The sequence below is a fragment of the Bacillus sp. es.036 genome, from assembly GCF_002563635.1.
GTDB lineage: Bacteria > Bacillota > Bacilli > Bacillales > Guptibacillaceae > Guptibacillus.
The window spans coordinates 833,254-858,804 of record NZ_PDIZ01000001.1 but is presented as its reverse complement, the minus strand read 5'-3'; the positions used below and the strand labels follow the sequence as shown (position 1 = coordinate 858,804).

The following is a 25,551-nucleotide window of genomic DNA, read 5'->3' as shown; positions in this document are numbered from 1 at the left end:
AGGTCAGTTGATACAGTATGGTAATTTTTTAGCTTATCTTTATAGAAAGCCATGGTGCTTTTGTGGAACCTTTCGATTTCATTTGAAAATCATAGTCGATTTCTTCTTCAGACTCTTCTTCCGCATCATCTTCATCTTGCTCTAATTCGACTAAGGTCGTTTCGTTTTCTAATTCTGAATTCGTTTCTTGAAGCAACTCCTGATCAACTTCGTTCGTTACATCAGGGCTTTCACTTTCTTCTATATCCTCCTCAATTGTTTCAGGCACTAATCTCATACTTCTTACTGTATCTTTCGCAGTATGAATTTCTTGTGTGTGAGGCTTCAGTTTTTTATTAAACAGTTGACGTGGTTGTGAGATCGCCTTCACCCTTAAAGCACTCTCATTGTGAACAACTACTTTTTGCTTTTCTTCAATAGGGGCTATTTCCAAATGCTCCTCAGAAGACCCCGCTTCTTTTTCAATCTGCTTCTCTTCTTCGACCTCTTCCTGTATTTCTACAGCCGATCCGGCAGGGAGCTCAACTAAGTTTTGGCTAGCTATTGTCTTAGGAAGATTTGATGTCGTCGTTATTTCTAACTTTTCGTCATCATGATCCACAATTTTTTCATATTCAGCATAGCTCCAACCCATTGATCCAGGAGGAGAGAAATGGAATTCTTCTAAGTCCAATTTAGGAATGGACATATGTTGAGATGTGTGTGCCACTTATTGACTCCCTCCTTTAATCTTTTGAAAAGTTTCATCAAATGAATGAAGGAAATCTTCTTTTGAATTTTCAACCGATACAACATTCCGAATATGCATCATGTATTTCTCATCAGACCATGATCTCTTCTGACTGAGGTAATATTTATGAGCGATCGCACTAAATAAGTGTGGGAATTTCAAATCAGACCAAACGACACGGTATTGCCCTTCCGTTAATGGATGAACTTGATCATAGTTGATTAACATTTCAGTTGCAAGCTGATCATCCCATACAGCTAGCTTCTTCATAACTTTGTTTAGCAAAATACGCAAATCACGTGCAGGTAAGTCTGCATTGACAGAATGAAGATCTTTCATAAACGCTCTTTCGTCTTTTTCAATCATTCGAGCCATCGTAAAATCCTGTTGACAGAATGATTTATTCTCAAAGACTTCCTTTGTCCAGCTACTGAAATGAGGCTGATCTAACTCGGCTAATGATTCTCTGGCACGGGTAAGCATACGGTCAACATTTTCTAGAAAAAGAATTGAAAAAGGATCATCAAGGTAATTGGCTGCCAGTTTTTGATACCCTTCTAATTCTTGAATTTTCCATCGATACAGCTTATGCCATTTATCGATACGACTTCTTTTCTTGCTCCCGTCAGGTTGTTTATAACCTTTTGAGGCATGATGAAATTGACCAATAAAGGCCATTGTTTTCATTACCTGTTCCGTATCGTAATACAGCATTGGCTCTCCATCAAAGTGTTCATATAAAACATAAGCATGGTCTTCTCCAGATAAACATAATCCATTATTTTTTGTTGGAATTAATCTCGCGATTGGTAGTCCGTTTTCTTGTAAGTGCCAATGAGCTCCTGCTATATACAACATCCGGTCCGGTCGAATGTATTCCTGCTTTAGCACATAGGAGCCAGGGTTTGACTCGATTATCCACTTTGTTCTTCCGCCTCGACTGAAAAGTAAAGAGATGTCTTTTACCTCAATTGGGTAAAAGCTTAAGACATTTTTCAACTCTTCCATATGCGGAATAGAATGCTTTTTAGAGCTTTCTTCGTTTTCCTCTAGGTCAAAATTGTTTTCTTCCCCCACTTCTTCTCCCTCACCTTCCTCTAACGTTTCCCTGCATTTTCGTAGACCGTTTTTAAATTACTCGCTACGCGATTCCATCCAAATTCGCTTTCTACCTTCACACGCCCATTTTTCCCTAGATTTTCACGTAATGAGTCGCTAGAAAAGAGAGATTGAATTATTTGCGCGTAGGCTTCTGGCTGATCAAATTGGTGAACTACATAACCATTTTTCCCTTCATTGATTACCTCAGGGTTTCCGCCGCGATCACTTGTGATAACAGGAAGACCAGCCGCCATTGCTTCATAATGAACACGCGCTAGCGGTTCCTGCCACTGTGAACAACAGACGAACACATCTGCCATTGAATACAGTTTAGGAATATCTTTTGGTTCTACAAATTTAATAAAGGTAATGTTATCTGGATACATTGCGCCAAGCGTATAGAGATGCTTGACATAGTTATTTACATCATTTTCACCAAACCACTTGGACCCAATAAACACCATATGGGCATCAGGATGCTTCTCAATAATTTCTGGTAATGAATGCAAGAGTATATGTGGACCCTTGACTTTACTTAGTCGCCCTACAAAAAGAACGATTTTCTTATCAGTTAAATTTAATTGAGAGCGGATGGCTTCTCTTAATTTTCTCCCTTCATTTGTCCATTTGGGATGATAGGTGCTTAAGTCAACGCCAGAATAAAGGGTTTGAACCTTTCCTTTTGCAGTTGGAAAACGTCTCGTTATCGTCTTACCAATGTAATCACTTACTGTTACGACCTTTGAAAGATGGGAAAGACATTGATTCCCCTCTTCATCTGTCATTTTTCCTTGAGCAAACATTTCATTATGCACACTTAAAATAAACTTACTCTTTGGTGAAGCCGCTTTTAATTCTTCAATCCAAAGCGGTCGATTGCAAACATGAATCACATCAAAATGATTCGATTCAATAAATTGTTTGATATCAGCCACATAGTTGTCTTTATTAAGTCGCACATAATGGACACCTTGAGCTGTCTCTGATTGCTTAAGATCTGAATCGTTAATCGATATCACTGTCACATGATGATGTTTAGCCAATAGTTTTGAAACAGCTTCAAGGTAAATTTGGATTGCGCCACCTCTAATGGCTGGCACAGGCAATTTTTCAGTCGCAATTAAGGCAATTTTCATTTTCACCCTCCTTTAAATACAAAGAAGAACAGCTTTTCTCCTATGTCACGCCAGCGTTTTGTCGTCGAGCAAAGGATATACCTATAACTAACAAATAGACGTTTATTAGCCATGATACGGAGTGGAATTGAGGGTTGTGCGAATTCATTTTCTTATTTATGAAAAAGGGCTTGATTATCCAACTTTCTACTAAATCCTTTGAAAGTTGTGTCATGACCTTAGATAGTTCCATACGGTAATATGAAAAGACTTAATTGGTAGGTGAAGTTTATGACGAACTGGCAGAAGAGAAGTAACATTCCAACCAATAATCAGACGATATTTCGCTCAAGTGACGCACCTAAGCCTTCTTTAAAAAGTGAGGAGAGCATCAAGAAGCAGAGCGAACGAAAGAAAGTAGAAGTAAAAGAAGAAAAGAAAGAAGAAAAGAAAGAAGAATCTGTGCAAGAGCTTACCCCTGAAATGCAGGAAAAGCTGATTAAATTGGCTGAACTTTTACTACCTAATTGGGAGGTAAACGTACAATCAATCGAAGTGATTCAAGGAGGACAAATGGCCTTAGTGTGGAAATTCATGACGGATGAAGGACCAAAATGTTTAAAAAGAATTCACCGTCCTGAGAAGAAGGCCCTCTTCTCGATTCATGCTCAAGACTATTTAGCTAAAAAAGGAATGCGCGTTCCTGCCATCATTCCTAATCGTGATGGCCACTTGTATACAAAACACGGCCCATTTCTTTTTGTTGTTTATGATTGGATTGAAGGCAGATCATTTGATTTAACTGTCTCTACCGACCTCCAGTGGATCATGAGAGGCCTTGCCGATTATCATACTGAATCAATTGGCTATACGCCTCCACCTGCTGCTCCAGTTTTCTCTAAGCTAGGAAAATGGCCAAAACACTATATCAAAAGATGCCAACAGATGGAGAGTTGGAAATTGATTGCGCAAAAGTCGCCAGATGATCCATTTTGCCAACTTTATTTAAACGAAATTGATTCATACATTTCATCTGGGAGAAGTACGCTAAAGTTACTTCAACAATCCCATTATCCAGAATGGGTAAAGCAGTGCAAAAAACAGCCTAACCTTTGCCATCAAGACTATGGTACGGGGAATACGCTATTATCAAACGACCAAATCTGGATCATTGATCTAGACACGACGACTTTCGATCTGCCTATACGCGACTTACGAAAAGTGATTATTCCTTTGATGGGCGATACAGGTACCTGGGATCAGGAGTTGTTCGATCTGATGCTTGCTTCTTATGAAGAACGCTCACCACTCACCTCAGAACAAAAAAATGTCATGTACATTGATATGCTTTTTCCCTATGAACTCTATGAAACTGCAAGTGAACGCTTTGGAAGAAAGAATGACATCATGCCAGAAGAATTAATGGCTGCATTCCAGTATGAAGAGCGTAAGAAAGAACAACTTTCTCAATTTCTTTAATCTATAATCATAGAAGACACATATCAATATAGTAAAAAGAGCAAGTCATCGTTAACGACTTGCTCTTTTTGTATTCAAAATTTTCCTTGTGACGCTTCACTCTTTTATGTATTGTTCTTTAAGAATGCCTGACCCAATCCCTGCACCAACCATCAGTATCAATGGCCCAAAATTCCATAAGAACCACCCGCCAGATAAGGTAATGTCTAAAGAAGTGAATTTTGATAGAAGCACAAGGCCAATTTTAATCATCAAAAGAGTGACACCTATTAAAAATAACACATCAAATAAAAATTTTAACTTCGGATGTGCTAACTGCTGACTATCTCGAATAACCTTTTCTTTCAAGTCTTCGTCGCTTCTTAACAATTCGTCAATTGTAATACCCAATAGATCACTAATCTTGATAATGATTTCAATGCTTGGATAGTTCTGACCATTCTCCCATTTCGATACGGACTGTCTACTTACGAATAGCTGTTCAGCTAACTCTTCTTGGGACCAGCCTTTATTCTTTCGTTCACTTTTTAATTTCTCACCGAAAATCATTTCATCTATCACCTCTTTTCTTATTCTCCATTATTATGGATAGAATGAATAATAGTAAAGATAACTCTAGTTGCAATCTCATGCAACTGCGGGTTGCGGTAGATAATAACTGATTCAATATACCCTTATGTAAAAAAGGAAGTTAAAGAATTATACACGGTATGCATGTACAACCTTTAACTTCCCATTGTCTTTTTTGTTATTAAGTTGCGATGATGTTATATCCGCTATCCACATGAATCATCTCTCCAGTAATCCCACCTGAAAGATCACTCATTAAGAATAGTGCCGTGTTTCCTACGTCTTCCTTCGTTACCGTGCGACGCATTGGAGATTTCTCTTCAATTTCTTTAATTACCGAATTGAAATCGCCAATTCCTTTTGCCGCAAGCGTACGAATCGGACCAGCTGAAATCGCATTAACACGGATGTTGTCTTTGCCAAGGTCATTCGCAAGGTACTTCACACTTGCATCAAGCGATGCCTTTGCTACGCCCATGACGTTGTAGTTATTTACAACACGCTCGCCACCAAGGTATGTCATCGTAAGGATGCTTCCACCTACATCAATAAACTATAATTCTCCTCCTACATTTGGTTTGTACAACTTCTTTAATTGCTAAAATACGCAAATATCTCTATAAAAAGAATAGAATATTAAAAACACTATGCGTTATCCCCACATTACCGCTATTCATAACCTATCATTTCAGTGAATAGGGCTTAGGGTTGGGAGGTCCTTACAAATTTTCACCATAGCTGATAAACGAGTAAAGTGAATGACCTACTCAACTGACCCATAAATCGAGAAATAAACATTTTGCTCAAACAAAAAAGGAATTAATGAATAAAACCTCTCCTAATTATAGCCATTAGAAAATTGAAATCACATAAACCTGTCTATGCACTTATCAATTATGTTGGATATATTCACAAAGTGGATATATCACCTTGAGGCAACTGTATAATGGGATGCTAATTATGATTATTTATGCCAATCCAACTAACTTTCAAGGGAAAATTAATCCGTCAAATTATTTAATAAATTGTCGAATTGTTTACCGGTGAGTAAATAGCTTATTAAATCAATCCATATTCTTCTATATGATTAAAGAGCTTATCGGTTATTTTTCGCGTGCATTTTCGCTAAAAATAAATTTTTTCACTTTATAAATCCAACTTTGGGGGTGATTTTTATCAGCCGCTATCATCCTAGTAACGACGATAATAACTCCAAACCTCGTAAGAAAGAAGATCCAAAGATTGACTGCTCTTTACAAGGAATAGCAAACGCAAAATGTAAATGTCAGCCAGGTCATTGTTGTTGTCCAAAGGTGGACGTTGTTAAAAACGTTTTAGCGGCTACTATTGTGGGTGGGACACTCAACACGGTTGAAAATGTCCTAGGCGCGACTATCACGGGCGGTAATATCAATGCCACCATTCTCGGCGGAACGATTAATGCCATCACGGGAACCGTCACCGCCGAGATTCCTTCCGTTACGGTCACGGGTGGCACTCTCAATGTCATTGAAAATCTCTTAGGAGCTACGATCACCGCTGGAACACTCGATTCCGTCAATGAAGTGCAGGCAGCCACTCTTGTCGGCGGAACACTTAATACAGTCGAAAGTGTTCTAGGGGCGACCATTACAGCCGGAACACTGGACTCCGTCAACGAAGTCCAGGCCACTACAATTGTTGGTGGGACGCTTAATACCGTCGAAAGTGTGCTTGGGGCTACGATTACGTCAGGGTTTATCAATGCCACCATTCTTGGCGGCACTATTGATGCCATCACGGGGACTGTCACGGCGGAAATTGCTTCCGTTACGGTTACCGGTGGAACACTCAATGTCGTTGAAAATCTCCTCGGAGCGACCATCACGGCGGGTACGTTGGATTCCGTCACCGAAGTCCAGGCTGCAACTCTTGTTGGGGGAACACTTAATACGGTCGAAAGCGTCCTTGGAGCCACCATCACGTCCGGATTTATTAACGCTACGATCCTAGGTGGCACCATCAACGCCATTACAGGGACTGTCACTGCCGAGATTGCTTCCGTTACGGTTACGGGTGGCACTCTCAATGTCATCGAAAATCTGTTGGGAGCGACGATTACTGCAGGAACATTGGATTCCGTCAACGAAGTTCAAGCCGCTACTCTTGTCGGCGGGACGCTCAATGTCGTTGAAAATCTTTTAGGGGCGACCATTACAGCTGGAACGCTTGATTCCGTCAATGAAGTGCAGGCTGCCACTCTTGTCGGTGGAACGCTAAATACCGTCGAAAGCGTGCTGGGAGCTACCATCACGTCTGGTTTCATCAACGCTACCATTCTCGGCGGTACCATCAACGCCATTGCGGGAACCGTCACCGTCGAAATCCCTTCTGTTACGGTCACTGGTGGTACGCTCAATGTCATCGAAAACCTTTTGGGAGCGACGATTACCGCGGGTACACTCGATTCCGTCAAGGAAGTCCAGGCCGCTACCCTGGTTGGGGGGACACTTAATACCGTCGATAGTGTTCTTGGCGCCACAATCACATCTGGTTTTATCAATGCCACGATCCTCGGCGGAACGATCAATGCCATTGCTGGAACCGTTACTGCGGAGATCGCCTCCGTTACGGTCACTGGTGGCACGCTCAACGTCGTCGAAAACCTCTTGGGTGCGACCATCACTGCTGGCACACTCGATTCCGTCAACGAAGTTCAGGCCGCTACCCTTGTGGGCGGAACGCTTAATACCGTGGAAAGCGTCTTAGGTGCCACGATCACATCCGGGTTTATCAATGCCACGATCCTCGGCGGCACGATTAACGCCATCACGGGCACCGTCACCGCGGAGATTGCTTCCGTTACCGTTACAGGCGGAACGCTCAATGTCGTTGAAAACCTCTTGGGAGCCACCATTACGGCGGGTACACTCGATTCCGTCAATGAAGTGCAGGCTGCGACTCTTGTTGGTGGGACGCTTAATACCGTCGAAAGTGTGCTTGGGGCTACGATTACTTCAGGGTTTATCAATGCCACGATTCTAGGTGGCACCATCAACGCCATCACGGGTACGGTCACCGCCGAGATTGCTTCCGTTACCGTTTCAGGTGGTACGCTCAACGTCGTCGAAAATCTTTTGGGAGCGACGATCACGGCGGGAACACTGGATTCGGTTAATGAAGTGCAGGCTGCCACTCTTGTCGGGGGCACGCTTAATACCGTCGAAAGTGTGCTTGGGGCTACGATTACTTCAGGATTTATCAACGCAACCATTCTCGGCGGTACCATCAATGCCATTACGGGAACGGTCACAGCGGAGATCGCTTCCGTTACCGTTTCAGGTGGCACGCTCAATGTCGTTGAAAACCTCTTGGGAGCCACCATTACGGCGGGTACACTCGATTCCGTCAATGAAGTGCAGGCTGCGACTCTTGTTGGCGGAACACTTAATACTGTCGAAAGTGTGCTGGGAGCTACAATCACATCCGGGTTTATCAATGCCACCATTCTTGGTGGCACCATCAATGCCATCACGGGCACCGTCACCGCCGAGATCGCTTCCGTCACGGTTACAGGTGGCACACTCAATGTCATTGAAAACCTCTTGGGTGCGACCATCACCGCGGGTACACTCGATTCTGTCAATGAAGTGCAGGCCGCTACCCTTGTTGGTGGGACGCTTAATACCGTCGAAAGTGTGCTTGGGGCTACGATTACTTCAGGGTTTATCAATGCCACGATTCTAGGTGGCACCATCAACGCTATCACGGGTACGGTCACCGCCGAGATTGCTTCCGTTACCGTTTCAGGTGGTACGCTCAATGTGGTCGAAAGCGTCTTAGGTGCCACGATAACGGCTGGGAATATCAACGCCACGATCCTGGGTGGAACCATTAACGCCATCACGGGCACTGTCACTGCGGAGATCGCTTCCGTTACCGTTTCAGGTGGAACGCTCAATGTCGTTGAAAATCTTTTGGGAGCGACGATCACGGCGGGTACCCTCGATTCCGTCAATGAATTGCAGGCAGCTACAATTGTTGGCGGAACACTTAATACCGTAGATAGTGTGCTCGGTGCCACCATCACGGCCGGATTTATTAATGCCACCATTCTTGGTGGTACCATCAACGCCATCACGGGTACTGTTACGGCTGATATTGCTTCGGTTACCATTTCTGGCGGCACGCTCAATGTGGTCGAAAGCGTCTTAGGTGCGACGATCACATCTGGAAATATCAATGCCACGATTTTGGGTGGTACCCTCAATAACATTTTGAACGGAACCATTACGAGCGTCCTTGGCGCTACCATCACATCAGGGTTTATCAACGCTACCATTCTCGGCGGAACCATCAATGCCATCACGGGTACTGTCACCGCGGAGATCGCTTCTGTTACCATTTCAGGAGGTACGCTTAATGTGGTCGAAAGCGTCTTAGGTACCACGATAACGGCTGGCAATATCAATGCTACCATTCTTGGCGGCACCATCAACGCGATCACGGGCACTGTCACCGCCGAGATTGCTTCCGTTACCGTTTCAGGTGGTACGCTCAATGTCGTTGAAAATCTTTTAGGGGCGACTATTACAGCTGGAACGCTTGATTCCGTCAACGAAGTTCAGGCTGCGACTCTTGTTGGGGGAACACTTAATACGGTCGAAAGTGTCCTGGGCGCTACGATTACTTCAGGATTTATCAACGCAACCATTCTCGGCGGCACCATCAACGCCATTACGGGAACGGTCACAGCGGAGATCGCTTCCGTTACCGTTTCAGGTGGCACGCTCAATGTCGTTGAAAATCTTTTGGGAGCGACGATCACGGCGGGTACCCTCGATTCCGTCAATGAAGTTCAGGCTGCGACTCTTGTTGGTGGGACGCTTAATACCGTCGAAAGTGTGCTTGGGGCTACGATTACGTCCGGGTTTATTAATGCTACCATCCTGGGTGGCACCATTAACGCCATCACAGGCACTGTCACAGCTGAAATCGCTTCTGTCACCGTTTCGGGTGGCACGCTCAATGTCATCGAAAACCTTTTGGGAGCGACGATCACGGCGGGAACACTGGATTCGGTTAATGAAGTGCAGGCTGCCACTCTTGTCGGGGGCACACTTAATACCGTCGAAAGTGTGCTTGGGGCTACGATTACTTCAGGATTTATCAACGCAACCATTCTCGGCGGCACCATCAACGCCATTACGGGAACGGTCACAGCGGAGATCGCTTCCGTTACGGTTACAGGGGGCACACTCAATGTCGTTGAAAACATTCTTGGGGCGACCATTACAGCTGGTACACTGGATTCCGTCAATGAAGTGCAGGCGGCTACCCTTGTCGGCGGGACCCTCAATACCGTGGAAAGCGTGCTTGCGGCCACGATTACTTCAGGGTTTATCAATGCCACCATTCTCGGCGGCACCATCAATGCCATCACGGGAACCGTCACCGCCGAGATCGCTTCCGTTACCGTTTCAGGCGGCACGCTCAATGTCATCGAAAACCTTTTGGGAGCGACGATTACTGCGGGAACACTGGATTCCGTCAACGAAGTCCAGGCGGCTACTCTTGTTGGTGGGACGCTTAATACCGTGGATAGCGTCTTAGGCGCCACGATCACGTCTGGTTTCATCAATGCCACGATCCTTGGCGGCACCATCAACGCCATTACGGGAACTGTCACTGCCGAGATCGCTTCCGTTACCGTTTCAGGTGGCACGCTCAATGTCGTCGAAAATCTTTTAGGGGCGACTATTACAGCTGGAACGCTTGATTCCGTCAACGAAGTTCAGGCTGCGACTCTTGTTGGGGGAACGCTTGATTCCGTCAACGAAGTTCAGGCTGCGACTCTTGTTGGGGGAACACTTAATACGGTCGAAAGTGTCCTGGGCGCTACGATTACTTCAGGATTTATCAACGCAACCATTCTCGGCGGAACGATTAATGCCATCACGGGGACTGTCACCGCGGAGATCGCTTCCGTTACGGTTACAGGGGGCACGCTCAATGTTATCGAAAATCTCTTAGGAGCGACGATCACCGCTGGTACACTCGATTCGGTCAATGAAGTGCAGGCCGCTACCCTTGTTGGTGGGACGCTTAATACCGTCGAAAGTGTGCTTGGGGCTACGATTACTTCAGGGTTTATCAATGCCACGATTCTAGGTGGCACCATCAACGCTATCACGGGTACGGTCACCGCCGAGATTGCTTCCGTTACCGTTTCAGGTGGTACGCTCAACGTCGTCGAAAATTTGTTGGGAGCTACGATCACGGCGGGTACCCTCGATTCCGTCAATGAAGTTCAGGCGGCGACTCTTGTGGGTGGGACGCTTAATACCGTGGATAGCGTCTTAGGTGCCTCCATCACGTCTGGTTTCATCAATGCCACGATCCTGGGCGGCACCATCAACGCTATCACGGGTACTGTCACCGCGGAGATCGCTTCCGTCACCGTTTCAGGTGGTACGCTCAACGTCGTCGAAAATTTGTTGGGAGCTACGATCACGGCGGGTACCCTCGATTCCGTCAATGAAGTGCAGGCGGCTACCCTTGTCGGCGGGACGCTTAATACCGTGGAAAGTGTGCTCGGCGCCACCATCACGTCCGGATTTATTAACGCCACGATTCTCGGGGGCACCATCAACGCCATCACGGGCACCGTCACCGCTCAGATCGCTTCTGTTACCATTTCAGGAGGTACGCTTAATGTGGTCGAAAGCGTCTTAGGTGCCACGATAACGGCTGGGAATATCAACGCCACGATCCTGGGTGGAACCATTAACGCCATCACGGGCACTGTCACTGCGGAGATCGCTTCCGTTACCGTTTCAGGAGGTACGCTCAATGTCGTTGAAAATCTTTTGGGAGCGACGATCACGGCGGGTACCCTCGATTCCGTCAATGAATTGCAGGCAGCTACAATTGTTGGCGGAACACTTAATACCGTAGATAGTGTGCTCGGTGCCACCATCACGGCCGGATTTATTAATGCCACCATTCTTGGTGGTACCATCAACGCCATCACGGGTACTGTTACGGCTGATATTGCTTCGGTTACCATTTCTGGCGGCACGCTCAATGTGGTCGAAAGCGTCTTAGGTGCGACGATCACATCTGGAAATATCAATGCCACGATTTTGGGTGGTACCCTCAATAACATTTTGAACGGAACCATTACGAGCGTCCTTGGCGCTACCATCACATCAGGGTTTATCAACGCTACCATTCTCGGCGGAACCATCAATGCCATCACGGGTACTGTCACCGCGGAGATCGCTTCTGTTACCATTTCAGGAGGTACGCTTAATGTGGTCGAAAGCGTCTTAGGTACCACGATAACGGCTGGCAATATCAATGCCACCATTTTGGGTGGGACCCTGAATAACATTTTGAACGGAACCATTACAAGTGTGCTTGGCGCTACCATCACATCCGGATTTATCAACGCTACCATTCTCGGCGGAACCATTAACGCTATTACGGGAACCGTTACGACGGAAGTCGCTTCTGTTACGATTACTGGTGGAACTATTAACGTTGTCCAAAGTGTCCTTGGCGCTACCATTACAGGCGGGAATATCAACGCAACCATTTTGGGCGGTACACTCAATAACATCTTGAACGGAACCATTACCAGTGTGCTCGGCGCTACAATCACGTCTGGTTTCATCAATGCCACTATATTAGGTGGAACAATTAATGCCATTACTGGGACACTTACAGCTGAAATTCCTTCCGTTACGATTACAGGCGGAACACTTACAGCCGTCTCACAGAATACGTTTATTGAACAAAGTTTTCTCAATGTCAATGTGGGCACAACAAGCTCTACGTTCACACCATTATCATCCATCACGACGTCTATTTTAGAAGATTATTCATTCTTTGTGTATAATTCAAGTCCTACAGGAACAGTCGATGCAATTGTAGAAATAAGCGCAAATGGAACAAATTGGTACACAGATGTAACAACTATTGCTTTACGAGCCGGCTCAGTAGATGTCCTTGTTCCACAGAGGTTTTTAAAATATACGAGACTCTCCTATAGATCTTCAACTACTCTTGCTTCAGGTACTATCTCTGTAATATTTAATGCGCAAGGCTCATAAAATGAAATCAAACTATACTCCCTCTGTTCATAGCAGAGGGATCCTTTTGTTAGGAGGCTAACTTCTTATGTTAATAGGGCTACATATGATTGTGAAAAATGAGTCCGAACACTTAGCAAAATGTCTTAGCAGCGTTCAGTCATTGGTAGACGAAATAATTATTGTTGACACCGGTTCGCAAGATAATACCATCGCCATTGCTAAATCCTTCGGTGCAACCGTGATTGAAATCAAATGGGATGATAACTTCTCCAAAGCTCGAAATGTTTCACTAGTACAAGCGAAAACCAAATGGATTCTCTATATGGATGCTGACGAAATTTTCACTGGAGATGTACAGGAAATTCGTAAAACATTAATGCAGACAGATAAAGAAGCCTTTTGGACAGAAATTGAAAATTTAACAGGACCACTCCCATACGAGAAATTATCTCATTCTTCTATTCGAATATTTCGATCTCGACCATATTATTCTTTCCAGAGACCTATACATGAAGACATCCTCCCATCTATCTTAGAGCATAACCACTCAATCGAAGTTGTGGGTAAAATTGGGACAAAAATCATTCACTATGGATACCTACCTGATGCCCTTAGAGTGAATCAGAAACCGATGAGAAATCTAAAGATTTTAGAAAAGGCTATTGAAGAAACTCCACAACCACCATACTATTTATATCACCTTGGATTGACTTACGATCAATTGGCGCAATCCGATCACGCCATCAAGTTAATGCAGGAAGCACTTAATCTAACGGAACAAAACATGTCTTTTAGACCCACTATCGTACGTGACCTTGCAAAAGTGATGATAAAAGTTGGATCATATGATTCTGCAATTTTGTTAGTTGAGAAGGAAATACAAAATTATCCCAACTATCCAGATCTTCATTATTATTTGGGCTTATGTCATTTCAGTATGAACGAAGAAGACAAAGCCATTCGTGCTTTTCAAAACGCAACGAAAGAGTCACCCTCTTCTAAATACGTACTCGAAATGGGAGCAGGTACATTTCGCGCTTGGACTTTAATGGGAGATATCGCTGTCAAATGGCTCGCTTATGCTGATGCACTTCAATTTTATATGAATGCATTACAACATTGCCCTTACTACGATCATGCATTGTATGGATTTGTAGATATCCTAATTGCATCCAACATCTCTAATCAGGAAATAAAGAAAGAACTGATTCATTTATTAACTCCATCACTTGCAAACAGACCAGACGCCCCACACTTAAAGCAACATTGTTTAACACAACTGGCCAATGTACTATACACTGGTGGCTGCTATCAAGAATTTCTAGAAGTGATTGACGATCTAGAAGATCAGTCAAATAACATGAAGGAAAATATCATAATGAGTTATCTACAAGTAGGTGAATTAAAGAAGGCTAGTGATGAATTGATGGCATTGACCGAAGAAGTACAACCAATCCGAAATACTCTTATTCAATCATTAGTTTTGATTTATTTGGAACAAGCGAAGCCTATTCCAAAAGAATTAATTTCCTATATCCAAAAACTTCCTCAAGCTTCTTTCTATGACAGAATACAGAAATCATTGGATTCGAACGTTACTTTAGAAGAGTCCGAGAATGATATTGACTTTCTCTTGTTCGTTAAACATTTCTTACACCAAGCCATCATTCTAGGTGCAGAACAAACGCTTAATCGCTTGCTTACTTTACACACCGTATTTCACTTGTTCGTTGCTAAAATGAAGTATTATGAAGGGTATGCAAAAAAAGGATATGATGAATTGCTTAGGCTAATGGAAGAAGGTTCAATTGACGTTGAGGGAACTTTTCTTATCGGAGAATATTTATACGATCAAGGCAAGTGGGATGACGCGTCTTTATTGTTTGAGAAAGTGCTAATGGAACAACCAGATGATGTAAGAGCTCATATCGGCGCTTCCCTTTGTTACAACCAGCAAGCTAAAGCGCTGCTTGAAGATTCGAACGAAAAAACACCTGAGTACCCCCTCTTTACGGCTAATTTAAAGAAAGTCAATTTATCGATTGAATTATCTTCTAAATACAGCTGGCATTCGAATTGGAGAGGTCGCCAAAGGAGGAATCGAAATAATGAAAAACAGCATCTCGTTATGCATGATTGTTAAAAATGAAGAGGATTTTATCAGTAATTGTTTGAACAGCGTCAAGGAGGTTGTTTCGGAAATCATTATAGTTGATACAGGCTCTACGGATCGCACGATAGAAATTGCCAAACAACATAATGCTACTATTATCGAAGAAGAATGGAAGAATGACTTCTCTCTTTCCCGTAACATCGGACTTGAACACGCAAATGGGGAATGGATTTTGTTTTTAGATGCTGATGAGGAACTATGTTCGGAATCCATTGAAGAATTGAAGAAGTGGATCGTTTACCCCGATGCAGATGCTTACTTCTTTAGAGTGTATAACCATTTCGGAGAAAAAGGAAAAGAGGCAAGTGTAAACCCAACAATAAGGATGTTCCAAAACCGTCCCGAGTACCGATTTTCAGGCGCTATTCATGAGCAAATTGCAGATAGCATCCAAAGATTTAACCCAGAAGCTCGCTTTGTGATGACGAGCGTTTGTGTCGATCACTATGGGTATCAACCTACAATCCGTGATCAAAAAAACAAAACGACAAGAAACATTACATTGTTAAAGGAAGAGTTACAAAGCAATCCAAACAATCCTTTCCACCTTTACAATATCGGTATTGAGTATTTACAGTTATCAGACTTCGAGAATGCACTACGCTGTTTTAAGAAATCACGAGAACTCGTTGATCCGAAAGTTAATTATACTCACCTCTTGTATAAATGTGAGGCCAGGTGTCTTGGTGCACTAAATCGAATTGATGAAGCAATCACATGTTGTAATGCTGGAATTGAAGCTTTTCCTGAGTATACAGATCTTCATCATTACAAAGGAAGTTACTTTATGGCCAGCGGTGACTTTCCTTCTGCAAAAGAAAGCCTAACAAGAGCGATTCAATTATCAGAACCCAAGTACTACCATACAGAGGCTGGCATTGGAACGTTCTCAACTCATTACTTGCTTGGATTAGTGAACGAAAGTCTTAGTGAAGATAATGAAGCGATTGACCATTATTATTGCTCTTATCAATACTTACCAACATCTCACCGACCACTTTATCGGATTTTTCAATTATTACGCTCTACAGAAAGACAAAATGACTTACTTACATTATTAACAAGTAAAATCCAATTGGATTCTAAGGAGCAACGACAAGTAATCTTGAACATATTATTACGAACCCACTGCTATTCCACAGCTGAACAATTACTAACGTTATGGCTAGAAGAAAACAATTCAAGTATAGCGGATCAAGACCTCTGGCGACAGATTAAAGAAGAATGCAGACTATTAGACACATCTTATCAGAACAAGGAAAAAAATTCACCGAAGCCACTCCTTATAAATGAACAATTGTCGAGATTATTTCTCTTGCAGAATTCTTCAGAAACAAACCTCCCCTCAGACATTCACCCTAGATTAGATGGTCATTCTTTAACAAGCATACTGAATACAGAAAGAATTGCCAGGATCTTATACTCACAAGGATTTCACCGTGCATTTCAACAGTATATCGAAAAATGGAAGGAAGAACATGCGACGAAAGAAATGAAATTTCAAACTCATTCGGTTCTCCAAATTGTCCAAACACTCTCATTTAACGCTGAACATCATTTTGATAAGGTTTTAAAGAACCATCCATCATTTGAGTTAATTCGTGCAGCCAAAATGACACTTCCTTTTGAAGAAGGATTAATTGAGTAAGGAGAATTAAAATTGTGAAAAAAACAAGTTTATCTGTCTGTATGGTTGTATGTAACGAAGAGCATTACTTAACTCGTTGCTTAAATTCTGTGAAGAATCTTGCTGACGAGATCATCATAGTAGATACAGGATCAACCGATCAAACAGTCACGATTGCCGAAGCGTTCGGGGCAACCATTATCAACTACACATGGAATGATGATTTTAGTGAAGCTAGGAACAGAGGAGTTAACGAGGCAACAGGTGACTGGATTCTTATTCTAGATGCGGATGAGGAGCTTGATATTCTTTGCCATCCAAAACTTGTCGATCTCATCACGACATCAAATGCAGAAGGATACTATCTGAACTTCATTAATTACTACGGAAAATTTGATAAAGCCCATTATTTCACCGATCGTGCATGTCGACTTTTTCAAAACCATTTTCACATACAATTTCGTGGAAAGATCCATGAAGAAATAACATCTTCAATGAATGAACTAAAGTTACAAATAAAAGAAAGTGACTTGACTATTTTTCACTATGGCTATCTCGATGACATGATTACTCTCAAGAAAAAAAACACAAGAAATGTAAGAATAATAGAGAAAGCATTACAAGTAACCCCTGAGAATATACGAATGAAATATGCTTTAGGGGTTGAACATTTACAAGCAAGTCAGAATTCTCAAGCTTTGAATACATTTGTCGAACTGCTGGAACAACTCCCACCAACTTCAGATTATGTACCTGATCTACTTCTAAAAACCGTTCATCTCATGCGCTTATTCCATCAGGATAGCAAAGCCCTTCTTCTTATCGAACAGGGGCTAACTTATTATCCAGATTTCCCTGACCTTCTTGATGTAAAAGCAGATCTTCACCTATTTCTGAACCAGTATGAATCTGCAAAAAATACGCTATTACGTTCATTAAACTCTTATCGAGACAATTCAAATTATTCTTCTTTATCTGGATCAGGATCCTATCGATCTGCTTATATTTTAGGCACTATATACGAGAAACTCCTCGAACCAACTGAAGCACTATATTATTATGAAGTGGCATTAGATTTTCACCCGGCTTACATACCTGCATGGAGCCGTTGGGTATTAGGGCACTTATTCTTCTCTTCCTCATCTGAAATGATGAATAAATTAACTAGTTGGAAAGAGCAGCTAACAAAAGAACAATGGATAGTTTTAATAAGATCTTTAACCTACAATGGAAAGTTTCATTTTCTGGAAGAAATATGGGGTTTAGTCCCGCTAGACATACGTGCTGAACTAATATCTACTATTAAACCACTTTCCGTATCCATAAAACTTTTTATAGAAGGACATAAACAGGAAGCGCTAGCCGCTCTCCACTCGGAGAAGCGTGAATTAAAGATGGAGGAAATTCTGTTCCAATGGGCGATAGTTTATGAAGAAAATCAAGACGGCATAGATCTCTTGAACACTTATTCCTCGAAATATCTTGTCTTAAGAAATCTTAACGAAGTATTGGAACATGGACAACAATCCGACGAACACAAATACGCCTTGTATCTTGCAAAGCTGATGCTTATAGAAACGCAGTGTTGGAAAGGGTATTTGCGCCTTATTAATACGACGCAAGCATTAACTTCTGAGGACATGTTGTACCCGTTGTCCCATTTCTATCTGATCCTTGCTTCTCCTCAATGGTTCATTAAGGGGATAGTCAAGCAGCTGACTTCAATCTTACTTCATTTAAATGAACGAGAAAAATTAACTTTAAGTATACTTCTTCTGAAACTTAAGAACTATCATGGCGCAAAAGAAATTCTCAACTCATTAATTACTCATTCCCCCACAAACCCCTTACCCCGAATCACTCTTTCTTATCTCTATTACTTATTAGCGAAACAACATGGATCATCCGAGAAGCTAGTAGATGAAAATAGATTAATAGCTATTGCTTTTCATTTATCTTCTTAGAAAAAGGTAAAGGAGAGAGTTAGCTTCACGCTACGCACTCTCTCCTGAATTCTGTTTAAGAAGTTGGACTTACTTCTGACCATCCTAGTGTTATTGCTAATGTATTCGTTTGATTCGTTAAGTTCTGGACATCAATGACCAAACGACTGTTCGGAGGTAAAATCACTTTTCCAAGTTCATCATCCGTAATAATCCCCGCTGTCTGTATCAGTGTACTAAATGTCCCTCCTCCTACTACAGGATTAACTGTACTTGTCGAAAAACTAGGGATTAATTGACTAGCATTGGCATAACCAAAATTCGTATTTATTGCCTGCAATGTCGTCGCACCCGAAACTGTAGCGTTACGCATTAGAAAAATGGCGGTATTTGTTACGGCGCCCCCCAATATCCTTCCGATTCTCGCTGCGTATCTAGAGGTGGTGGGGTTCAACAATTGGAAAGCAAGGAAAGCGTTAGCTGCTACTCCCACCGAACCAGTAGTAGCTCGGTAATTTACCCCATTTGCTGCTGACGTAGCGGCAATATCCTCTGTAGTGAGGGGGTCCCTAATGTTTGAGAACACATTATAGTTAGGCATACGATCGCCTCCTTAGTTATTCCTGCAAATACTCTTCTAGGACACCTCTCCAGCTATTTTGCCAAATGCTTCGATCAAAAGCCTTTGCCGTTTCTCTAGCATGCGAAGCGATCATCGACCGCTTTTCTCTATTTGTTATTAATTCTGAAATCGTTGCCACTAGTCGGTTCGTTGTAGGAGTGATGAGATATCCATTAAAGCCGTCAACAATAATGTCATTAAGTCCTCCCACGTTCGTTGCGATAACAGGTAATCCGGCACTTAATGCTTCTAAACATGATAGAGAAGTCCCTTCTGAATAAACAGTAGGAATCACAACAATGTCAGCTTTTTGATAGACATCTGGCATATCTTCAAACGAACAAACTTCATGTATAATCCGATCCTTGTTCGGGTGTACTTTCATCCAGTATTGAAATACTCTACAAATATCAGTCTCTTTAATCATCTCTCCAGCAAACATGATTTCGACTTGAGGAAATTTCTGTAACAATAGATCAGTGGCAGCCATCATTAAGAGGATACCTCTTTCATGACTAATTCTTCTAGGAAAGAGTACGCGTAAGCGCCCTCCTTCAACAGCTTTCGCATCCCCTGGTACGAATTTCTCTGTATCAACAAAATTAGGTATCAACTCAATTTTTTCAGGATCATCATAATGACAAACAGAGCGACAGTAACTTAGAAAGTGTGAATCAACCGATACAATTTTTGATAACGAGGTGACGGCTCGTTGGACATTTTCTTTTACCTGATCCTTTGCTTCAATCACTAAGTCTATCCTATCCCAATTTATTCCATGGCAAATACCGAGACTATTAGGACGATATTGAATGGGATGCCAGATGCAACTTGCATAAATAAGTGAACCAGATGCCTTTTTGGCCATCTCTTCAAAAATATCAGCAATTTTATCAAGATCATCACAATAGTAACCATACACAATCGTTCCTGCGATCTCTGTACTCTCTAACTTGGTTTCGAAAGATTCATTGAAGGAGAGCTGGTGAACCTCCACATCGATTTCTTTCTCTTTAAGAATGAGGCATAGTTCATAAAGGTAACGTTCCAGCCCTCCCCCATATAGCTTCGTAATTTGATTATTATAAGCATCCAGGAAACTGTGAGTTAGTATTGAAACTTTTTTCAAGTAGCCCCCTCCTCCCATTCAACCAAATTAGGGAAAGGATCAAGTATAGATTTGTAATGTTGCAAGTTTCCCCACTTTCCTTCAGGGTCAATACTCATGTATCGATCATATTTTCGCTTTCTATCCGATTCATCACCTGCCCAACCATAATGCTTCACACGTATGTCGGATAAATACCCTGTAAGAGCACCATATGATAAGGGTAAACGATTCACATGATGATCCTGCTGTATATAGTAGTAAGGGAAATCAGGTAAATAGCGAACTAACATCATCGTATGGTGTCTGTGCAAGTTCCAGAATTCATCTTCACGATAATGAGTTCGACCTCCCCAGAAATCATACATTCGAAAACTAACCCAATCGAATTGATCTTGATTAATCAAATCACGAACGTGTGTCTTGAAAGAAGATTCAAATACCTCATCTGCATCAATCGCTAGAACCCAATCTGGTTCATATTTACAGCCTTCACGCCATAGTGTACTTCTTAATTCCCATTCCCTGTTAAATTGACTTTGGGGAAGTGGAATAATTTCCTTCACCTTGGGAAAGGATTGGCATATTTCCACTGTTCGATCCGTACTTGCATCATCCACTATGACCATATCGTCTACATAATCGCTCAACTCTGATAATACTTCATTTAAATAGCGGCCTTCTTCATTACGCACTTGGAGAAGCGCTGTTAGGGTATTTTCAGATGTTTTACGAACCGGTTGCATCTATACTCCTCCTTTCATTTGTATGATGAATCACAACAAACGGATAAATTGATCAATAGCTTCAATTCTAAGAACCTTGCTTATTACTGCTTCATCATGACTGGCTGCTTGAAGATAATAATTAATTGCACGGCTCTTGTCTCCCATTAATTCTTCCTTCTCCCCAAGGACTAGCCATTTCTCTTTTCTAATATTCAGCTCATCCTTGTGTTCTGATAAAAGATCCAAAGCTCGATCAAATTCCATTCTTTCTCTATAAAGCTTATATTTAATTAACTTTGCTAAGTTGAATTGAACATTTTCATATTGTTTCAAAGCATATTGTGAGTCACCATGAACTCGACAAATCTCCGCGTTAATAAATGAATAGGCTTGTTCATCATATATAGCAATCAACTGATAATAATGTGCCTTTAATTCCGGTGTCGTTGCAAGTATTCCATGCGAATTAAGAGCAGAGTTCGTCTTTCCCTGTCTAGCCTGAACAAGAGAACACCATGGATAATATTTCTTTAATCCGTCGAATCTGTTAAATACTACATTTCTTGAAAACGCCTGATAAAAGTAATGTTCAGCTTCAGAAAAGTCACCGCTCAAATAGAGATACTTCGCCAGTAAGAAAAGGTTCTCTTCGTGGTGCGGTTCTGATTCAAGAGACATTTTTAATTCATCTATTCTAGCTTTCCTCTTCCTATAACTCAATTGACTAAGTTCTTGAGAAGAGACAATTCCATCTTTCTCTAGGCACTTTATTATTTCTAATAATAAAGTGTTCTGATCTGCAGAAGGAGGCGATTCGATAGATGATTGATGGATATCGCAATAGGCTGAAGACGAGTAACAAAAGACAACCGGATAGTTTAATGACAATTTAATAAAGCTCTCTTCTGAATCTGTTATAATAACATCTGATTTTAAGCACAATGCATTCGTATAAAAATCGATGTGGTCACTATTATTCGTAAGCAACGAATCTGGTATATAACTGATGATGGCTTTCGGACTCCATTGGTTCACTTCCTTGAACCAAAATGGATGGTTTACGATCGCAATACAACATTGCGGATCAAGTTGCTTTGTCATTGAGATTGGAAGGTATGTGAATCCATTCCCCTGAGAAGTTTCTTCTCTCCTTGACACCACGATAGAAGAATACCCCTGTATGCTAGAAACATCGCTTAGGTCACCATACTCATCGTCTCGAAAGTGAACAAGTTTTTTACTTGTCACTTCATTTTGAACAGGAATTTCCTGTATGCCTCTAAGTTCCTGGAGCCCCATTGTCCCAAAACGACGGATCAAACCCTGTAAATTCTTATTAGACTCTTCTACAATACCGGGTAACCTCATCCTTTGAGCCATTGTATAATGAAAAACACAGCTTCGAAGATCAGCTTTCGGTTTCCAATTCTTTGGTAACCGCAGTATATGATAGTAAGACAGTAATAGATAATCATCTTCATAACCTTGTTTACCAGGCAGATCTTCAATTATGTAGCCGCCCACTTTTTTAAGGTCAATTGAACGATGCATCACTGGGTGAACAAACCCTTCCTTTATTTCCGGTCTAATATGTTCATTTAATAGACTGATTAACATATCAAGCGAATCAGGTATCTTTACACTTTGTATCCCCTTCTGATGGGGATGCCACTCGCCATTAGCTGTTAGTATTCCTGGAGACACACAAGGTTCATCAGGATTATTGTGCAAGAATGCTTGTAAAGGAAGCGTCCATTGCGGAGAAAAGATCATGTCTGGATGAATTTCGGTAATAAAGGAGCAATGAGGGTAATGTTTCCATATATACTCAAAGCAAGCTTGCCTAGCATAGGGGATACCGGTATTTTCTCCATCACCCATAATATAGAAATTAACCAAATGCTTATTCACTATCTCCCTCAACTTATCGTTCGTGTAGTCCCCTTGATTAAACATAACAATAAAAGGATTATCTTCTGATTTTGACAAGCTCTCCAAACATAAATTCAACATTGATAGATCACGATCGTTACGTAGCATAACAGGCATTGTATGGATCACCATTGACATATCAGATAACCCCCCTTTCCAGTAAGACTTAAGGATTCTGATCTCTTATAATGTTATGCTCTTTAAAAGTAGAGATACCTAATTTTGAAGCAAAGGGCCATAGTGGAATAATGGAACAAGTACCTTTGAACCTCAATAAAATAGATATAAATAGACTTAAGGAGAGAGGGAATTGCAATTATTAAATAAAGATTCAAAAAATAGACCTTGTGTCAATAAACCCATTTATGATCATGTTGTCAGGAAAATTGAGGTTCCTCCACAAAGCTTCATAGGTTGTAATGGATTAGTGAGGCTAGACTTCCTATGTGATGAACTTGCTCACTCAGATAAAAAAGAATCACTCGTTGGTGAATGTTTTTTGTCTGATCCAGATGGGTATCCTATCAATCCTACAACCTCTCATGATCTTCAATGTACTGAAATTCCGATTAAAAACGGCCATAAAGATGTGAAGATATTACTTCCCTCTGGTGAAATAGTCGTTTATCAAAAGGTAAAACTTCTCATACAGGGTTATTATGTCATTCGACTTACGAATTCAATGAACGAAGGATGTACATCACTAGCACAACCATTTTCTATAATAGAAAATTTGTTCCTTCATAGACCGGAAGGCGCTAATGTATCTTGCTTTATTAATGACTATAGCTGTGATGTAAAAGTGATCTGCACGGAAGAGGACTGTAGCTCTAATTATTTCAAGCAGATTGACGTGAATATCAAACTTTCTCAGGTAGTAAAGGTAGAAGGCCCAAGGACTTTGTTTAATATAAAAGAAAAGAAAATGAAGCGCCGTCACGATCATCTGATGAATTTCCAATAATATGTCTCCTCTTCTCCAGTTATTATCGTTAGTAAGTTGTCAGACACAACGAAAAACAGCCTATTTATGCGAATTTCTTCACATAAATAGGCTGTTTTTCAATACGTCCCTTTTCTCATAACTAAAAAAAAGTCATTTCTACAGAGAGCTAAAGTAAACTTAGGTCGACCGAAACAATCATTAATCACATTAGTCTAATTGCATTTTTCCAAACGTCGAAATTGTATTTACGATGTTTTTAGACTCAGTATCATAGAAACATAAATTTCGAATCATATAATGGTTTGGTATTGATTTTCAATGATTCGTTTTATCCCTGAAAACATTCTGCTCTAAGTTGTCATACGATGATACACTTGTATCTAAAATATTTCAGATTACCTTTCAATTTCTGATATCGTATGTTGATTCAAAAGTAACTAAAATACCTAATAATAGCTCTAAGTTCGCCCAGATCATGTATAAAAATTACAAATTTAGGCTGCGAATAAGAGTATGGAGCTGATTTTTTTTTGAGTTTGAATGTATTTCTAATTAGAACAAGCCCATCTCCAAATTGTAAGATGGGCTTGGTTTCGTATTAGATCAAGTAGCAATAATGTTATACCCACTATCCACATGAATCATCTCACCAGTAATTCCTCCAGAAAGATCACTCATTAAGAATAGTGCTGTGTTTCCTACGTCTTCCTTCGTTACCGTGCGACGCATTGGAGATTTCTCTTCAATCTCTTTAATAACAGAATTAAAGTCGCCAATTCCTTTTGCCGCAAGCGTACGAATCGGACCAGCTGAAATCGCATTAACACGGATGTTGTCTTTGCCAAGGTCATTCGCAAGGTACTTCACACTTGCATCAAGCGATGCTTTTGCTACGCCCATGACGTTGTAGTTATTTACAACACGCTCGCCACCAAGGTATGTCATCGTAAGGATGCTTCCACCTTCAGTCATAAGTGGACGAGCTGCTTTTGATACAGCAGTTAGGGAATATGAGCTAATGTTATGCGCTAGCAAGAATCCTTCACGCGTTGTTTCAAGATACTCCCCTTTTAATTCTTCTGTTTTCGCGAATGCGATACAGTGAGCTAGTCCGTGAATCACACCGACTTCTTCTTTAATTTGAGCAAATGTAGCTTCAATTTCCTCATCATTTGTAATATCACAAGGTAAAATGACGGAATCATCACGATCTAGTGTACCTGCAAGATCGCGAACGTTTTTCTCTAGACGCTCACCTGCGTAAGTAAAGATCAATCTTGCACCAGCACTGCTTAATGCCTGTGCAATCCCCCAGGCAATGCTTCGTTTGTTTGCAACGCCCATCACAACATATGTACGGTTCTCAAGAGACAGGTTCATATCCATGCTCCTCCTCGAA

General features: G+C 41.6%; 15 protein-coding genes and 1 pseudogene. 6 read left to right on the top strand and 10 right to left on the bottom strand.

Going from position 1 to position 25,551, the window contains the following annotated elements:
* Positions 1–28: 28 nt before the first annotated feature.
* The 3 genes from ATG70_RS04460 to ATG70_RS04450 all read right to left on the bottom strand — a co-directional run bounded on the left by ATG70_RS04460 (position 29) and on the right by ATG70_RS04450 (position 2,967).
* Positions 29–709 carry a hypothetical protein gene (locus tag ATG70_RS04460; RefSeq protein WP_098443163.1) on the bottom strand — a complete coding sequence of 227 codons (681 nt, stop codon included), beginning with the start codon at positions 707–709 and terminating at the stop codon, positions 29–31.
* The gene (locus ATG70_RS04455) at positions 710–1,738 is read right to left on the bottom strand and encodes a CotS family spore coat protein (RefSeq protein WP_098445714.1); all 1,029 of its coding nucleotides are present in this window, start codon (positions 1,736–1,738) and stop codon (positions 710–712) included.
* 89 nt (positions 1,739–1,827) lie between these two features.
* The gene (locus tag ATG70_RS04450; protein ID WP_098443162.1) at positions 1,828–2,967 is read right to left on the bottom strand and encodes a glycosyltransferase family 4 protein; all 1,140 of its coding nucleotides are present in this window, start codon (positions 2,965–2,967) and stop codon (positions 1,828–1,830) included.
* A gap of 462 nt (positions 2,968–3,429) precedes the next feature.
* Between ATG70_RS04450 and ATG70_RS04445 the strand changes: the two genes are divergently transcribed.
* The gene (locus ATG70_RS04445; RefSeq protein WP_179886326.1) at positions 3,430–4,425 is read left to right on the top strand and encodes a CotS family spore coat protein; all 996 of its coding nucleotides are present in this window, start codon (positions 3,430–3,432) and stop codon (positions 4,423–4,425) included.
* A 96-nt stretch (positions 4,426–4,521) separates the two neighbouring features.
* On the opposite strand, the gene ATG70_RS04440 is transcribed toward ATG70_RS04445, so the two are convergent.
* Together ATG70_RS04440 and ATG70_RS04435 are read right to left on the bottom strand one after the other, a co-directional pair.
* Positions 4,522–4,974 carry a helix-turn-helix domain-containing protein gene (locus tag ATG70_RS04440; protein WP_098443160.1) on the bottom strand — a complete coding sequence of 151 codons (453 nt, stop codon included), beginning with the start codon at positions 4,972–4,974 and terminating at the stop codon, positions 4,522–4,524.
* A gap of 202 nt (positions 4,975–5,176) precedes the next feature.
* Positions 5,177–5,536 (bottom strand): annotated as a pseudogene (locus ATG70_RS04435) (SDR family oxidoreductase); the annotation flags it as partial.
* A gap of 625 nt (positions 5,537–6,161) precedes the next feature.
* On the opposite strand from ATG70_RS04435, the gene ATG70_RS04430 reads away from it, so the two are divergent.
* The 4 genes from ATG70_RS04430 (at position 6,162) to ATG70_RS04415 (ending at position 18,837) form a co-directional block, all read left to right on the top strand.
* Complete coding sequence (locus ATG70_RS04430) at positions 6,162–13,091, top strand: DUF6385 domain-containing protein (protein ID WP_142329557.1); 6,930 nt, start codon at positions 6,162–6,164, stop codon at positions 13,089–13,091.
* A gap of 67 nt (positions 13,092–13,158) precedes the next feature.
* Positions 13,159–15,216 carry a glycosyltransferase gene (locus ATG70_RS04425; RefSeq protein WP_098443158.1) on the top strand — a complete coding sequence of 686 codons (2,058 nt, stop codon included), beginning with the start codon at positions 13,159–13,161 and terminating at the stop codon, positions 15,214–15,216.
* Positions 15,182–16,894, top strand: coding sequence for a glycosyltransferase (locus ATG70_RS04420; protein WP_098443157.1), 1,713 nt, complete (start codon positions 15,182–15,184; stop codon positions 16,892–16,894). The genes ATG70_RS04425 and ATG70_RS04420 overlap by 35 nt, the downstream gene beginning before the upstream one ends.
* Before the next feature lie 14 nt (positions 16,895–16,908).
* Positions 16,909–18,837, top strand: a complete 1,929-nt coding sequence (locus ATG70_RS04415) for a tetratricopeptide repeat-containing glycosyltransferase family 2 protein (protein WP_098443156.1) — start codon at positions 16,909–16,911, stop codon at positions 18,835–18,837.
* 55 nt (positions 18,838–18,892) lie between these two features.
* Here ATG70_RS04415 and ATG70_RS04410 read toward each other — a convergent pair whose 3' ends face one another.
* The 4 genes from ATG70_RS04410 to ATG70_RS04395 are packed head-to-tail and all read right to left on the bottom strand — an operon-like array spanning position 18,893 to position 23,344.
* Complete coding sequence (locus tag ATG70_RS04410) at positions 18,893–19,417, bottom strand: hypothetical protein (RefSeq protein WP_098443155.1); 525 nt, start codon at positions 19,415–19,417, stop codon at positions 18,893–18,895.
* A gap of 16 nt (positions 19,418–19,433) precedes the next feature.
* Positions 19,434–20,567 (bottom strand): glycosyltransferase family 4 protein, encoded by a 1,134-nt coding sequence (locus ATG70_RS04405; protein ID WP_098443154.1) that lies wholly within the window; start codon positions 20,565–20,567, stop codon positions 19,434–19,436.
* A complete protein-coding gene (locus tag ATG70_RS04400; RefSeq protein WP_098443153.1) occupies positions 20,564–21,292 on the bottom strand; it encodes a glycosyltransferase family 2 protein in 729 nt (242 codons plus the stop codon). The genes ATG70_RS04405 and ATG70_RS04400 overlap by 4 nt, the downstream gene beginning before the upstream one ends.
* A 30-nt stretch (positions 21,293–21,322) precedes the next feature.
* The gene (locus ATG70_RS04395; protein WP_098443152.1) at positions 21,323–23,344 is read right to left on the bottom strand and encodes a tetratricopeptide repeat protein; all 2,022 of its coding nucleotides are present in this window, start codon (positions 23,342–23,344) and stop codon (positions 21,323–21,325) included.
* A 172-nt stretch (positions 23,345–23,516) separates the two neighbouring features.
* On the opposite strand from ATG70_RS04395, the gene ATG70_RS04390 reads away from it, so the two are divergent.
* On the top strand, positions 23,517–24,170 hold the full coding sequence (locus ATG70_RS04390; protein ID WP_098443151.1) for a hypothetical protein: 654 nt from the start codon (positions 23,517–23,519) through the stop codon (positions 24,168–24,170).
* Between the two features lie 585 nt (positions 24,171–24,755).
* Here the strand turns inward: ATG70_RS04390 and fabI are convergent.
* Positions 24,756–25,532, bottom strand: a complete 777-nt coding sequence (gene fabI, locus ATG70_RS04385; protein WP_098443150.1) for an enoyl-ACP reductase FabI — start codon at positions 25,530–25,532, stop codon at positions 24,756–24,758.
* Positions 25,533–25,551: the final 19 nt, after the last annotated feature.